The sequence below is a fragment of the Clostridium sp. TJA020 genome (assembly GCF_058310295.1).
Genome location: NZ_JBZEFC010000001.1, coordinates 585548 through 599480, shown reverse-complemented (window position 1 = coordinate 599480; position 13933 = coordinate 585548). Strand labels below are relative to the sequence as shown.

The 13933-nt window shown below is 25.5% G+C and carries 15 protein-coding genes and 1 riboswitch; of the genes, 12 read left to right on the top strand and 3 right to left on the bottom strand.

Translation table 11 applies throughout. The features are described from left to right. Window positions 1-51 precede the first annotated feature (51 nt). The 5 genes from AC4FQ1_RS03150 (at window position 52) to add (ending at window position 3372) form a co-directional block, all read left to right on the top strand. The gene (locus AC4FQ1_RS03150; protein ID WP_491146798.1) at window positions 52-531 is read left to right on the top strand and encodes a hypothetical protein; all 480 of its coding nucleotides are present in this window, start codon (window positions 52-54) and stop codon (window positions 529-531) included. A 129-nt stretch (window positions 532-660) separates the two neighbouring features. Next, window positions 661-1104, top strand: coding sequence for a hypothetical protein (locus AC4FQ1_RS03145; protein ID WP_303128662.1), 444 nt, complete (start codon window positions 661-663; stop codon window positions 1102-1104). After that, entirely contained in the window at window positions 1104-1598 is a 495-nt protein-coding gene (locus AC4FQ1_RS03140; protein WP_303128659.1) for a hypothetical protein, read from the top strand. Before AC4FQ1_RS03145 ends, AC4FQ1_RS03140 begins: the two co-directional genes overlap by 1 nt. A gap of 119 nt (window positions 1599-1717) precedes the next feature. After that, window positions 1718-1885, top strand: a complete 168-nt coding sequence (locus tag AC4FQ1_RS03135; RefSeq protein ID WP_491168911.1) for a small, acid-soluble spore protein, alpha/beta type — start codon at window positions 1718-1720, stop codon at window positions 1883-1885. Window positions 1886-2174: 289 nt separating this feature from the next. Beyond that, a riboswitch (purine riboswitch) is annotated at window positions 2175-2274 on the top strand. 99 nt (window positions 2275-2373) lie between these two features. Further along, window positions 2374-3372 (top strand): adenosine deaminase, encoded by a 999-nt coding sequence (gene add, locus AC4FQ1_RS03130; protein ID WP_491168910.1) that lies wholly within the window; start codon window positions 2374-2376, stop codon window positions 3370-3372. Window positions 3373-3466: 94 nt separating this feature from the next. On the opposite strand, the gene AC4FQ1_RS03125 is transcribed toward add, so the two are convergent. Further along, the gene (locus tag AC4FQ1_RS03125; RefSeq protein WP_491168909.1) at window positions 3467-4810 is read right to left on the bottom strand and encodes an MATE family efflux transporter; all 1344 of its coding nucleotides are present in this window, start codon (window positions 4808-4810) and stop codon (window positions 3467-3469) included. A 100-nt stretch (window positions 4811-4910) separates the two neighbouring features. On the opposite strand from AC4FQ1_RS03125, the gene AC4FQ1_RS03120 reads away from it, so the two are divergent. Then, window positions 4911-5726 carry a MerR family transcriptional regulator gene (locus tag AC4FQ1_RS03120; RefSeq protein WP_491168908.1) on the top strand — a complete coding sequence of 272 codons (816 nt, stop codon included), beginning with the start codon at window positions 4911-4913 and terminating at the stop codon, window positions 5724-5726. Window positions 5727-5768: 42 nt separating this feature from the next. Here AC4FQ1_RS03120 and AC4FQ1_RS03115 read toward each other — a convergent pair whose 3' ends face one another. Together AC4FQ1_RS03115 and AC4FQ1_RS03110 are read right to left on the bottom strand one after the other, a co-directional pair. Then, complete coding sequence (locus AC4FQ1_RS03115) at window positions 5769-6506, bottom strand: amino acid ABC transporter ATP-binding protein (RefSeq protein WP_491168907.1); 738 nt, start codon at window positions 6504-6506, stop codon at window positions 5769-5771. Between the two features lie 10 nt (window positions 6507-6516). Continuing rightward, entirely contained in the window at window positions 6517-8022 is a 1506-nt protein-coding gene (locus AC4FQ1_RS03110) for an ABC transporter permease subunit (RefSeq protein WP_491168906.1), read from the bottom strand. A 222-nt stretch (window positions 8023-8244) separates the two neighbouring features. On the opposite strand from AC4FQ1_RS03110, the gene AC4FQ1_RS03105 reads away from it, so the two are divergent. The 6 genes from AC4FQ1_RS03105 to tgt all read left to right on the top strand — a co-directional run bounded on the left by AC4FQ1_RS03105 (window position 8245) and on the right by tgt (window position 13927). Further along, window positions 8245-9255 carry a tyrosine-protein phosphatase gene (locus AC4FQ1_RS03105; RefSeq protein ID WP_491168905.1) on the top strand — a complete coding sequence of 337 codons (1011 nt, stop codon included), beginning with the start codon at window positions 8245-8247 and terminating at the stop codon, window positions 9253-9255. Between the two features lie 70 nt (window positions 9256-9325). Next, window positions 9326-9928, top strand: a complete 603-nt coding sequence (locus tag AC4FQ1_RS03100) for a hypothetical protein (protein WP_303128641.1) — start codon at window positions 9326-9328, stop codon at window positions 9926-9928. A gap of 134 nt (window positions 9929-10062) precedes the next feature. Then, window positions 10063-10668 carry a Holliday junction branch migration protein RuvA gene (gene ruvA / locus AC4FQ1_RS03095; RefSeq protein ID WP_303128639.1) on the top strand — a complete coding sequence of 202 codons (606 nt, stop codon included), beginning with the start codon at window positions 10063-10065 and terminating at the stop codon, window positions 10666-10668. 9 nt (window positions 10669-10677) lie between these two features. Further along, entirely contained in the window at window positions 10678-11700 is a 1023-nt protein-coding gene (gene ruvB, locus AC4FQ1_RS03090; RefSeq protein WP_303128637.1) for a Holliday junction branch migration DNA helicase RuvB, read from the top strand. 22 nt (window positions 11701-11722) lie between these two features. Continuing rightward, window positions 11723-12748, top strand: coding sequence for a tRNA preQ1(34) S-adenosylmethionine ribosyltransferase-isomerase QueA (gene queA / locus AC4FQ1_RS03085; RefSeq protein ID WP_491168904.1), 1026 nt, complete (start codon window positions 11723-11725; stop codon window positions 12746-12748). Between the two features lie 36 nt (window positions 12749-12784). Further along, window positions 12785-13927, top strand: coding sequence for a tRNA guanosine(34) transglycosylase Tgt (tgt, locus tag AC4FQ1_RS03080; RefSeq protein ID WP_303128633.1), 1143 nt, complete (start codon window positions 12785-12787; stop codon window positions 13925-13927). Window positions 13928-13933: the final 6 nt, after the last annotated feature.

Below are 13933 nucleotides of genomic sequence, written 5' to 3'. Positions count from 1 at the left end.
GAATATGATATCAATATTATAATTAGGAATATATACTAAGGGGGAGAAGTCTTGGAGTCAAATAGAAAATACAAACTATCGTTTAGAAATATGATTAAATTTGGAAATAAGATATTTAAAAAATATTTTCTTTTGTTCAATTTAGTAATATTAATATATATAGGAGTGATATCCTACTTCGGACATTATAATATAAACAAAATATTAGATTTTAATAGAATCATTATTAACGGTTTATTTTGGTTACTATGTATGTCTATATTATGGATTGGATGTTTGTCGAGTTATGTTATAAATATTTTAAAAGCAATTTTAATTGAGATTATTTATGAAGAATATGAAGAAGATAAACAAAAAGAGGTAAACAATATATTTAAAATAATTTTATTTACAGTAGTTTTTGCATTAATGGAGTTTTTTATATTAAATCTTGTTAAGCTTAAATCACTAGAAAGTGACCATATTTTTTATCTTTATTCAATGGGAGCTTTTGTAGGATGTTATTTTGGAATAGTTAAAAATATTAAATAAATCTTTAAAGAATATAATTTATTCTTAATTTAATAAAGTAAAAACATTTTACATATAGTATGAAAATTATTATAATTAAGTTTGTACTAAATTTAAAATTACAATATAAAAAAGAAAGGTGAGTTTGAGGTGAAAAAATCATTTTGGACAAAAGTTATAATTGCTATAGCAATTGTTGTTGTAGGTTTATTTGCTTATAGTTATATAAATAAAACTACAAATAATTCTTCTGTAGGAAATAAAACTTTAACAGTAACAATAAAAGATGCAGTAGATAATAAAACTATTATTGAAAATGAAAAGTTTAAAACTGATGCAAATACATTAGCTGATTTTTTAAATGAAAATACAAAAACTTTAGGAGTAAAGATGGAAAATGGTAAATATGGATCATTTTTATTAGCTCTTAAAGGTTTAGAAACAAAAGATAAAAATAAAGGACCATGGTGGACTTATGGATATAAATCACCATCACAAAATTTAGACTATAAAGTAGGTAGTGCACCTGTTATGGACAAAATAAATGTGCATGATGGAGATAGTGTAGAATTTGTATTTACTAATACATTTTAATGAATGCTAGAAAATTAACTCAATGTGCGTTGCTAGCGGCTATATTATATATAGTTTACTTTATGGGTTCTTTTGTAACGTATTTTGAACTTGTAAGTTTTGTAATTTTATTATATGGAACTACACTTCCTAAAAAAATATCATGGTTTTCTATAGTTGTGTTTTGTATTTTAGTAATGTTAACTAAAGGAATTGCTCCGTGGAGTATAATGTATTTATTAGTACTTCCTCAGTATGCACTTATATATAATCTTTTATCAAGAGTGACAAAATCTGAGTATATATATGGAATAGTAGGAGCTATCTTATCTTTTTGTATGGGAACTATTATAGATCTTCCATATCTTTTAACAGCTGGACTTGGAGCAAAATCTCTTTGGATTACTTTACTTTTAGGATTTCAAGTTTCAATAGGAAATGCTATCTGTACATTTATAGCTACTTTATTTTTATATAAAACTATGAGCAAAGTTTTAAATAGAGTTATTATGTAAAATAAAACCTTAGAAGAATTCTTCTAAGGTTTTATTTTTATAGTAAGTATTTTACAGTATACATACTTTAATTAAGTCTAATACTATTATTGATATTTTAAAGAAAAGGAGAGGTTTTAATGTCTCATAAAAATAACAAAAATAGTAAAGACAATAAAAAAGTTTCACAAAAAACTAAAAAAGAAGTTGAAAAAATGAAAATTGAAACTGCAAATGAAGTTGGATATTCAAAAGAATCAAGAAAACTTGGAAAAGACAAAGAAAGAAATTCTCCTCATAAAAAATAATTAGTAAAACTACACTAATTTTATAGTGTAGTTTTTTGTTGTTTTATAATAAAATATTATTGAAAAAAATAAATAATATGTTAAAATATAGGAGGAAATATTTTTATTATAAAGGGTGAGAGGGGTTTTAAAATGAATAAGAGAATAGAATTAGAAGCTAGAAAAGAAGCGTTAATTAACAAAGGTAACCATAATTCAGCATTAATAGCAAAGGTTAATAGAAAAATTAGAAGATTAGATAATAAATAAAAATAATAATTGATTTATTAAATTTTTATGATAAAATATATTTAATTTAATAAAAACAATTCGTATAATCCTTAAAATACGGTTAAGGAGTTTCTACCAAGAACCAATAATTCTTGATTACGGAGAAGATATTTAATTATTTTCTTCGTAACCAAGAATTTTTTTTATAATTTTTTATAATAAATCTTTTTATAGGTAGAAAATTTAAAAATTTAAAATTTTTATTACAGGAGGACGTTATGAAATTTGAAAATTTACCTAAAATAGAATTGCATTGTCATTTAGATGGATGCTTAAGGCCAGAAACAGTAAAGGAGTTAATAGTTAAAGAAAATTTGAATTTAGATTTATATGATATTAATAATATAGAAAATGAGTTAATAGTTCCAGATAATTGTTCATCCTTAAATGTATATTTAAAAAGATTTGATATTCCAGTAAAGGTTATGCAAAGTAAAGAAAATTTGAGAAGAATAGCATATGAACTTATAGAAGATGTTAGTAAAGAAAATGTTAAATATATAGAAATAAGATTCGCACCACTTTTACATAAAGAAAAAGGTCTTGAGATTAAAGAAATAATTGAAAGTGTTTTAATGGGACTAAAAGAAGGGGAAACGGATTTTGGTGTTAAAAGCAATTTAATCCTTAGTATTTTAAGAAATATGGATATTAAAACTGCTTATGAAGTAATTGAAAGTGGAAAAGAATTTATAGGAAATGGGGTTGTAGCAGTAGATTTAGCGGGAAATGAAGAAAAAGGTTTTTGTAAAAAGTTTAAAGATGCATTTAATTTAGCTAGGGAATATGGATATAAAATTACAATTCATGCTGGAGAGACAGGGCATTCAATTAATGTTAAAGAAGCGATAGAATTATTAGGAGCAGAAAGAATTGGACATGCTGTTGCAATAGAAAAGGATATTAATATATATAATTTAGTTAAAGAAAAAGAAGTAATACTTGAAATGTGTCCAAAGAGTAATGTACAAACAAAAGCAGTAGAAAATTATAAAAAACATCCGATAAAAAGATTTTTAGAAGATAACCTTTTAGTAAATTTAAGTACAGATAATAGAACCGTATCTAATGTAACACTTACAGAAGAACTTAATGCTGTAGATGAAAATCATATATTAAGTATAAATGATGGTAAAAAAATATATATAAATAGTATAAAAGGTGCTTTTTGTGATAAGGAAACAAAAGAGTGGTTAAAGACATTTATTGAATGTTAATTTTATAAAAAATACTATATTAGATTTAACTTCTAATATAGTATTTTAAAATGTTTTTATTAAAACATATATTTTAATAAATTTAAATTTTCTTTCATGTTTTTAATTTATAATTTTCTAATAATATATATTGTTTATATTTAAAGTAATAAGCTAAAGAAAATATAATAGTTATAGCTTCTGCAATTGGTATAGCAAGCCAAATTCCATTTACTCCAATAAAATAAGGCAATATTATTATACAAATACTAACAAACACTAATGATCTACTTATAGATATTATGGCTGATATTTTTCCGTTTCCTATTGAAGTGAATAGATTTGACATAAATATATTAACACCTATAATTAAGAATCCAAAAGAAAACAATTTAAGACCAAAGTATGCTATAGTATATACATTTAAATTATTAGTAAAGAATAAAATTATATATTTTCCAAGGAAAAAAGAAACTAAAAAGATAAAAATCGATGACCAAGCTATAGTTATAAAACTATAATTTAAGCTTTCTTTTATTTTATTTTTATTTTTTGCTCCAAAATTATAACTTATAATAGGAGATACTCCAACTGAAATTCCAAAAAACATGGCTATAAAAAAATAATAAATGTAAGTTATTATAGACATAGCAGCGATACCATTTTCACCATGGAATTTAAGTATACTTACATTAAATAAGAATGTAGTTATTCCAGTTGAAAATTCAGTAAACATTTCAGAACTTCCATTAAAACAAGAATTCCATAAATCCCTTAAATAAATGTTAGGTTTTTTAAAAGATAAAAGAGAATCATTGCTTAAAAAATGAAATAATCCAATAAATGCAGATATAGTTATTGATAAAAATGTTCCAAAAGCAGCTCCTAAAATACCTAGATTTAAAATTACTATAAAAATATAATCTAATATTATATTTAAAATTAAGCCAACTGATGACATTAGAAGGGATAGCTTTGGCTTTCCATCTATACGAGCATAATACTCAAAATACAATTTAAACATCATAGGTATAGTCATTAAAATTGTTATAAATCCATACTTTAGTGCGTAGGGCATAAGAACTTTAGTTGCACCAAGTAATGATAGAATTGGTTTTAAAAAAATTAATCCAATAAAAGTTAAAATTAAAGAAATTACAAGTAGAGTTAATGTTATAAAAGAAAACAGCTTATTAGCATCATCTTTTTTACCTTCACCGAGTTTTATAGAAACTAAGGCGCCAGATCCAGTTGCAAGCATTACTGCTATCCCAAATATTACACAGGTTATTGGAATAATAATATTTATTGATGCTAATGCATCAGATCCTACAAATCTTGAAACAAAAAATCCATCTATAGTAGTATAAAATGATAAAAACACCATAGCTACAACAGAAGGGAGAACATACTTAATAAATTGTAAATAAGTTTGGTGTTTAGTAAAATTGCTGTTCATATATAGTACTCCTTATCTAACATAATTATTTACAATAATTAGTTTAAAGGATATAGTAACTATATGGTCAAGAGAATATTAAAAGTTTTATGGAGGAAATATGGATATAAAATTTACTATTGGTGAAGTGGCGAAGTTTCATAATTTATCAAAACAAACTTTGATATTTTATGATAAAATAGGTCTATTTAAACCTAAAATAGTTGATGCTTCTAATAATTATAGATATTACACTGCAGAACAATTAGAAGTTTTAGATAGTATTTTAATACTTAAGGAAATAGGTGTACCTTTAAAAAAAATAAAAGAGTTTTTAGGACATCGTAGTTTAAATTCAACTTTAAATTTGATGGTTGAACAAAAGAGAGAGTTAGAAAAACAAAAAGAACATTTAAATTTAATAATTAAAAGAATTGAAAAAAAGATAGAAACTATAGAGCATATAAGTGAATTTGAAGAAAAGGTTTATTTTAAATACTTAAAAGAAGAATTTTTAGCAGTACAAGAGGTAGAAAGTCCATACGATTTAATAAAAACTAATATAGCTATAAAGACATTATTAAAAAAGGCCACTTTAAATTGTTATGTATATAATTATCAAATAGGAGTTATGATTTCAGCTAAAAATTTAAATAAGGGAAACTATACTACGGCAGATTATGCTTTTGTACCTTTAAATAATAAGATATCTGATAAAAACGTTATAATAAAACCTGAAGGTTTATATGCAATTATCTATCATCAAGGTAGATATGAAGATATAGGTACAAGCTATAAAAAATTATTAAATGAGATAAATAGAATGGGATATATTATAAAAAGTCATTCTTATGAATATTGTGTATTAGATAGTCTAACAAGTAAAAATCCAAATAATTACATTACAAAAATATCTATTAAAATAGAAAAGGAATAAAAAAAACCGATATAAAAATTTATATCGGTTTTTAGTTTTATTTTAAGAATTAATGTATCTTTTTAAAAACTGTTTTGTTCTATCATTTTTAGGATTATTAAATATTTCATTTGGTGTACCTTCTTCAACAACTAAACCATCTGACATAAAGATAATTCTATCACCAACATCTTTAGCAAATGACATTTCATGAGTGACAATTATCATAGTTCTATGTTCCTTTGCTAAATTTTTTATTACTAATAAAACTTCATCAACAAGTTCTGGATCTAATGCTGACGTTGGCTCATCAAAAAGTATAACATTTGGATTTATAGCCATAGCACGTGCTATACTAACTCTTTGTTTTTGCCCACCTGATAAAGTATTTGGATATACATCTTTTTTATTTTCCATTCCAACTTTTCTTAGTGCATCTAAAGCTAATTCTGAAGCTTTGGTTTTGTCTATTTTTTTTACAACTATTAATGCTTCTGTTACATTTTCTAATACAGTTTTGTTATTAAAAAGATTATAATGCTGAAAAACCATAGCAGATTGTTTTCTTAATAAATGAATTTGCTTTTTATTTATTTTATTTGTATCTAAAGAAATATCACCAATTGTTATTTTACCTTCATCTGGAGATTCAAGATAATTTAAGCATCTTAGAAAGGTTGATTTACCAGAACCAGATGGTCCAAGAATTACTACAACTTCTCCTGTTTTAACATTTAAATTTATATTTTTTAAAACTTCTATATTATTAAATTTCTTTTTTAAGCCTTCTATTTTTATCATAATATCACCTCTAATATACTGAAATCTTTCTTTCTAAAACTTTTTGTAAATAACTGAAGAACTCTATGATTATCCAGTACATTATTGCTACTACAATATAACTTTCGAAAAATTTGTAACTAGATGATGCAGCCATTTGAGCTTTTGCTAATAGTTCTACAACACCTAAAGTAAAAGCAAGTGAAGATCCCTTTACAGTATCAACAAATATATTACCAAGAGGTGGGATAGCTATTCTGAATGCTTGTGGAAGTATTATTCTTTTAAGTCCTTCTCCTTTTGTCATTCCCACTGATAAACATGCTTCCATTTGTCCTTTATCTATTGCATTTATTGAAGATCTTAATATTTCGGCAATATATGCAGATGCATTTAATCCAAGCCCAATAAGAGCTGCTGTATAAGCTGTCATATTTTGAAGGGGTGGTATAACTTGTGGAATACCAAAATATAATAAAAATAATTGAACTAAAAGAGGAGTACCTCTAAAAAATGAAATATATATTTCGGCTAACTGTTTAATTATTGGGATTTTGTAAATTCTTATTATTGCAAGTGCTATTCCAATAATAAGTCCTAAAATCATACCAAATACAGATAATGAAATAGTAGTTTTCATAGCTTTAATTAGCATAGGAATTAATTTTAATGAATACATAAAGTCAAAGGATAATGTGCCTTTAGAGCTTTTTAAAGATTCTGTATCAGATTCGTTATTATTTGGAGTTGTAACATTAGTTCCAAGCCACTTTTCTGAAATTGCTTTTAAAGATCCATCATTTTTCATATCTAATAAAGCCGAATTTATATCTTTTATTAGATGTTCATTTTCTTTTGTTTTTAAAAATGGATAAGCATTTTCTATTTTATCAATAGGCTTACCTGCAAGCTGTAAATTTAAATTTTTTTCTTTAATTGCAGCTATTGCTGAAACTTTGTCTATAACAACAGCATCAATTCTACCAAGTAAAAGCTCATTAAAAGCAGCATCAGTATTTTGATAAGTTATAATTTTTATATTACCATTTTTATCTTTATCTTTGACTATTTGCTCATAATTACTTCCAAGGTCCACACCGACTTTTTTACCAATTAAATCATCAAATGATTTAATTGAATTATTATCTTGTTTTACAATTATTTGTGCACCACTATATACAGTAGGATCAGTAAAAAAGTATTTTTCTTTTCGTTCGTTAGTTAAAGTTATTTGATTAGCTAAAGTATCAACTTTTCCACTTTCAAGCATACCAAAAAGCCCACTAAATGAAGCGGTCTTAAATTTTATATTGTAATTTAATTTTTTCCCTATTTCATTCCATATGTCAATTTCAAATCCTTCAAGGTTTCCGTTATTTGAATATGTAAAAGGATAATATGTACCTGATGTACCTATAGTAATAGTTTTTTTATTTAAATCTGTAGAATTAGTTTTATTATTTAAATTACTACATGATACTAATGATATTACTATAATTAGCAATGATAATATAAGCAATGTAAAACGTTTTTTCATTTGAAATCCTCTTCCTATAAATAAATTCTTTTTTAAAATTATAAGAATTCCTATCTGAATTGTCAAGATTAATACTTTTATAAAAACATAGGATTATTATGTGAAGAATATTAATAAATAATTATTTTTCAATAAAATAATTAGTAAACATAAATATAATAAATTATTAGATATATAATTATATTAGGTATATATAGGAAAAATTTAAGAGGGTAGGTACGTATGAATAATATAAGTGGAATTTTAATTAGAAAAGAAGATTATATACAAATTAAACTGAATAAAACAGAAAGTGGAAAAATATTTTATAAAAATAAATTAGAAGAAAAAGAAATATTTTTAATGGATTTTTATAATAAAAATACAATAAAATTTAAAGATCCAAAACCTTTAAATAGAACTTTTTATAAAATTGTATGCAAAAGTGGAGAACTTATTCTTGCAGAAAGAATATTACCTCTTGAAAAATTTAGTAATTTTAGAGATTTAGGAGGATATATAGATAAAAAAGGAAGAATGATTAAATGGGGATTATTTTATCGTTCAGAAGATCTTTCAAATTTAAAAAATGATGATTTAAAATATTTTGAGACTTTAGGAATAAAATATGTATTGGATTATAGATCAAAAGAGGAAGTACTTGAAAATCCAGATATACAAGTAAAAGGAGTTAAGAATATAAATATATCTGGAATGAATATTGAAGAAAAAACTAGCAAAAGTGAAAATTTAGATATGATAAGTTATATTTCCGAAATATTGAAAGGAAAAGAAATTACAATAACTCCAGAACAGTTACTTAAAGATGCTTATAAAAATATGCCAATTAATAATCCTGCATACAAAGAATTATTTGAGCTTTTTAAAAACCCAAAAAATACAGCTATATTACAGCATTGTACTGCAGGAAAGGATAGGACAGGAATAGGATCTGCTCTTTTATTATTAGCATTAGGAATAGATGAAGAAACAGTAATAGAAGATTATTTACAAAGTAATGAGAATAGAGAGCAATTTAATAAAAAAGTAATTAATATGTGTAGTAATTATATTAAAGATGAAAAAACAAAGAAGTTAATAGAAGAAATTTTAGGGGTTAATAGGTCGTTTATACAATTAAGTTTAAATGCTATAAAAAATAAATATGAAACTTATGAGAATTACTTTGAAAAAGAGTATGGACTAACTTCTTTTGATTTGGAAGAATTAAAAGATTTTTATATGTATAAATAAAAATAAATTTTTATAAAAAATGAATAAAACTCTTTATTGTGGTAAAAATACCCAATAAGGAGTGATAAGAATGAAACATAAAAGAAAAATTTATTTAAGTATAGTGTTTTTAGGTATTATAATTCTTTTTAGTGGAACATATTATTTAACATCAAAAAGTATTAAGAATAGAGAACTTGAAAAGCAAAATAGTATGCAGGTAGAAGAAGTTAATTCATCTAGTATAGCAAAAGGAAGAACACTTAGAGATGATTTGATTATTTCTTTCTATACTAATGAAAAGAGAGATAAAACAACAACTGTTAAAGAATTAATAAAAATTAATAATTTGAAGGATGGATTAACAGAAGAATTACTAACAAAACAAGCATTGAAAGACGGATATGAATTAGTAGAAAAATCAAATGATAGATTTATATATAGAAGAAATAGTCAAGATAAAGTTAGTAGTGATTTTGAGAAAGATACTTATTATATTGGTGAAAGTGATGGATATTTAGCTATATATAAAGCTGATAATAATGGGGAACTTAAAAAAGAAAAAGTTTATTCAGATGAAATGTCTATAGATATGTTTAGAGATACTGATGCTGAAAAAATTAAAAATTTTAAATATTTTAGTAGCAAAAATATAGAAGAAGTAGAAAATAAAATAATGGAACTTATTACGTAAAAATTAGGACTAATTATATAGTCCTTTTTTTATTGTTATCATTTCTTGAAAGATTTTAATTAAAATGATAAAGTAATAAGTAGACTTGTATGGGAACATACTTTCATCCAGCATATTGGAAAGGGGGAGTATAAATGTATGAATATATAAAAGGAAAATATATAGGAATAATAAAAGATTATTTAATCATTGAAAATAATGGTATAGGATATAAAATATTTTCTTCAGGAATAACTATGTCAGAAATGCCATCTATTGGTGAAGAAGTTATGCTTTATTTAGAACAAATAGTTAGAGAAGATTTTATTGGATTATATGGATTTTTATCAAAAGAAGAATTAAATATGTTTAAATTATTACTTGGAATAAATGGAGTTGGCTCAAAGGCTGCACTTTCACTTTTATCAATTAGTAGAATAAATAATTTGAAGTATGCAATAATGACTGAAGATGATAAACATCTTTGTAGAGCTCCTGGAATAGGTAAAAAGACTGCTTCAAGAATAATATTAGAACTTAAAGATAAGTTAAAACCAGATGAATTATTTGAAGATGGAGATATAAATGAAAATATACCTTCAGTAGATGATGATTATGCATTTAAAGTTTCAGAAGTTTTAGGAGCACTTTTAGCATTAGGATACAGTGAAAAAGAAGCAAATATGGCTATTAAAAATATAAGTAAAGAAAATACTGTAGAAATAATGATAAAAGATTGCTTAAAAGTTTTAATGGGGTAGGTGAGATTTTTGGAAAGAATTATTACACCTAATGAACTTAATGAAGATTTTGGAGAATTAAGTTTAAGACCTCAAAAAATAAATGAATATATAGGTCAAGATAAAGTTAAAGAAAGATTAGATATATTTATAAAAGCAGCTAGAAATAGAAATGAAGCATTAGACCATGTTTTATTATATGGCCCCCCAGGACTTGGAAAAACTACATTAGCTAACATTATAGCTAAAGAAATGGGTGGAAATCTTAAGGTTACATCTGGTCCAGCAATTGAAAGAGCTGGTGATTTAGCTGCAATATTAACTACTCTTCAAGATAATGATGTTTTATTTATTGATGAGATTCATAGATTAAATAGAAATGTTGAGGAAATTCTTTATCCTGCCATGGAAGATTATGCTCTTGATATAGTTATAGGAAAAGGAGCAGCTGCTAAATCTATTAGACTTGATTTGCCACAATTTACTCTTATAGGTGCAACTACAAGAATAGGAATGTTAACATCACCTCTTAGAGATAGATTTGGGGTTTTATGCTCTATGGAATATTATACAGATGAACAACTAAAGGATATAATAGTTAGAAGTGCTTTAGTTTTTGGTTGTTCTATAACAGAGGAAGGTGCTTTTGAAATAGCTAGAAGATCAAGAGGTACGCCAAGAATAGCTAATAGATTATTAAAAAGAGTTAGAGATTATTCTGAAGTTAAATCTGATAATTTAATAAGTTATAAAGAAGCAAGAGAAGCTCTTAAACTTTTAGAAGTAGATAGTCAAGGATTTGATAGAGTTGATAATAAAATATTAGAAGCTATAATAGATAATTTTAAAGGTGGACCTGTTGGTATAGAAACCTTATCTTATTTTATAGGAGAAGAACTTGGAACATTAGAAGATGTATATGAACCTTATCTGTTACAAAAAGGATTTATAGTAAGAACACCAAGAGGAAGAGTAGCAACTGAAAAAGCATATAAGCACTTAGGAAGAAGTATTAGTGCTCATAATAAAGGAGAACAAAAAAAGTTTTTTTAAATATAGTAAGGAGACGAAATAAATGAAAGTAAGCGATTTTGATTTTTATTTACCAGAAGAATTAATAGCACAACATCCATTAGAAAAAAGAGATACTTCAAGACTTATGGTTCTTGACAAGAAAACAGGTGATATAGAACATAAAGTTTTTAAGGATATAATAGAATATTTAAATGAAGGTGATACTCTTGTTTTAAACAATACTAGAGTAATGCCAGCAAGACTTATAGGTGCTAAAGAAGGTACTGGTGGTAAAATAGAATTTTTACTTCTTAAAAGACTTGAGGGAGATAAGTGGGAATGTTTAGCTAAGCCTGGAAAAAGCGCAAAACCTGGAAGAAGATTTGAGTTTGGAGATGGAAAACTTAAATGTGAAGTTTTAGAAGTATTAGATACAGGTAATAGAATTATAGAATTTGAATATGATGGAATATTTGAAGAAGTTCTAGATTCATTAGGAGAAATGCCACTTCCTCCATACATACATGAAAGATTAGAAGATAGAGAAAGATATCAAACTGTATATTCTAAAGAAAAAGGTTCAGCCGCTGCACCAACTGCAGGACTTCACTTTACAGAAGAATTACTTAAAGAAATAAAAGAAAAAGGAGTAAATATAGTTTATCTAACTTTACATGTTGGTCTTGGAACATTTAGACCAGTTCAAGTTGATGATATAAATGATCATATTATGCATTCAGAATTTTATCAATTATCAAAAGAATCAGCTGATATAATAAATAATACGAAGAAAAATGGCAAGAGAGTTATAGCAGTAGGTACTACATCAACAAGAACATTAGAAACTATAGCAGGAGATGATGGTACAGTTAAGGAAGCAAGTGGTTGGACAGATATATTTATATATCCAGGATATAAATATAAAGTGGTAGATAATTTAATAACTAATTTTCATTTACCAGAATCAACATTAATAATGCTTGTTTCAGCATTAGCAGGAAGAGATAATGTATTAAATGCATATAATGAAGCAGTTAAAGAAAAATATAGATTCTTCTCATTTGGAGACGCTATGTTTATTAAATAAAAAGTAATTGACTTAGAAACTAAAGGAGTGAAATTTTTGAGCAAAAGATATACTTTGTTAAAGAAGGACGGGAAAGCAAGAAGAGGTAGATTTGTAACACCACATGGAACTATAGAAACACCAGTATTTATGAATGTAGGAACATTAGCTGCTATTAAAGGTGCGGTTTCAAGTATGGATTTAAAGGAAATAGGATGTCAAGTTGAACTTTCAAATACATATCATCTTCATTTAAGACCATCAGATAAAGTTGTTAAGGAAATGGGGGGACTTCATGAATTTATGAATTGGGATAGACCTATACTTACAGATTCAGGTGGATTCCAAGTATTTTCATTATCAGGAATTAGAAAAATTAAAGAAGAGGGTGTATACTTTAATTCTCATATAGATGGTAAGAGAATATTTATGGGACCTGAAGAAAGTATGCAAATACAAAGTAATTTAGCCTCAACTATAGCTATGGCATTTGATGAATGTATAGAGATACCATCACCTAGAAAATATGTTGAGCAATCAGTTGAAAGAACTACAAGATGGCTTGAAAGATGTAAAAAAGAAATGGATAGATTAAATTCACTTCCTGACACTATAAACAAAGAACAAATGTTATTTGGTATAAACCAAGGAGCCACATTTAAAGATATAAGAATAGAACATGCAAAGACTATATCAAAGATGGATTTAGATGGATATGCTATTGGAGGACTTGCAGTTGGAGAAACTCATGAAGAAATGTATGAAACAATAGATGCAGTTGTACCACACCTTCCACAAGATAAGCCTATCTATTTAATGGGAGTTGGAACGCCTGAAAATATTTTAGAAGCTGTAGATAGAGGAGTAGATTTTTTCGATTGTGTACTTCCAGCAAGAAATGGTAGACATGGTCATGTGTTTACAGGAGAAGGTAAGATTAATCTAATGAATAAAAAGTTTGAATTAGATAAAAGACCTATAGATGAAGGATGTCAATGTCCTACATGTAAAAATTACACAAGAGGATATATAAGACATTTATTTAAAGCTAAGGAAATGCTTGCTATGAGACTTTGTGTACTTCATAATCTTTATTTTTACAATAAGTTAATGGAAGATATAAGAAATGCCATTGATGAAGATAGATTTAAAGAGTTTAAAGAACAAAAATTAAGTGAGTGGAATAGAAATAAAAAATAATAGTAT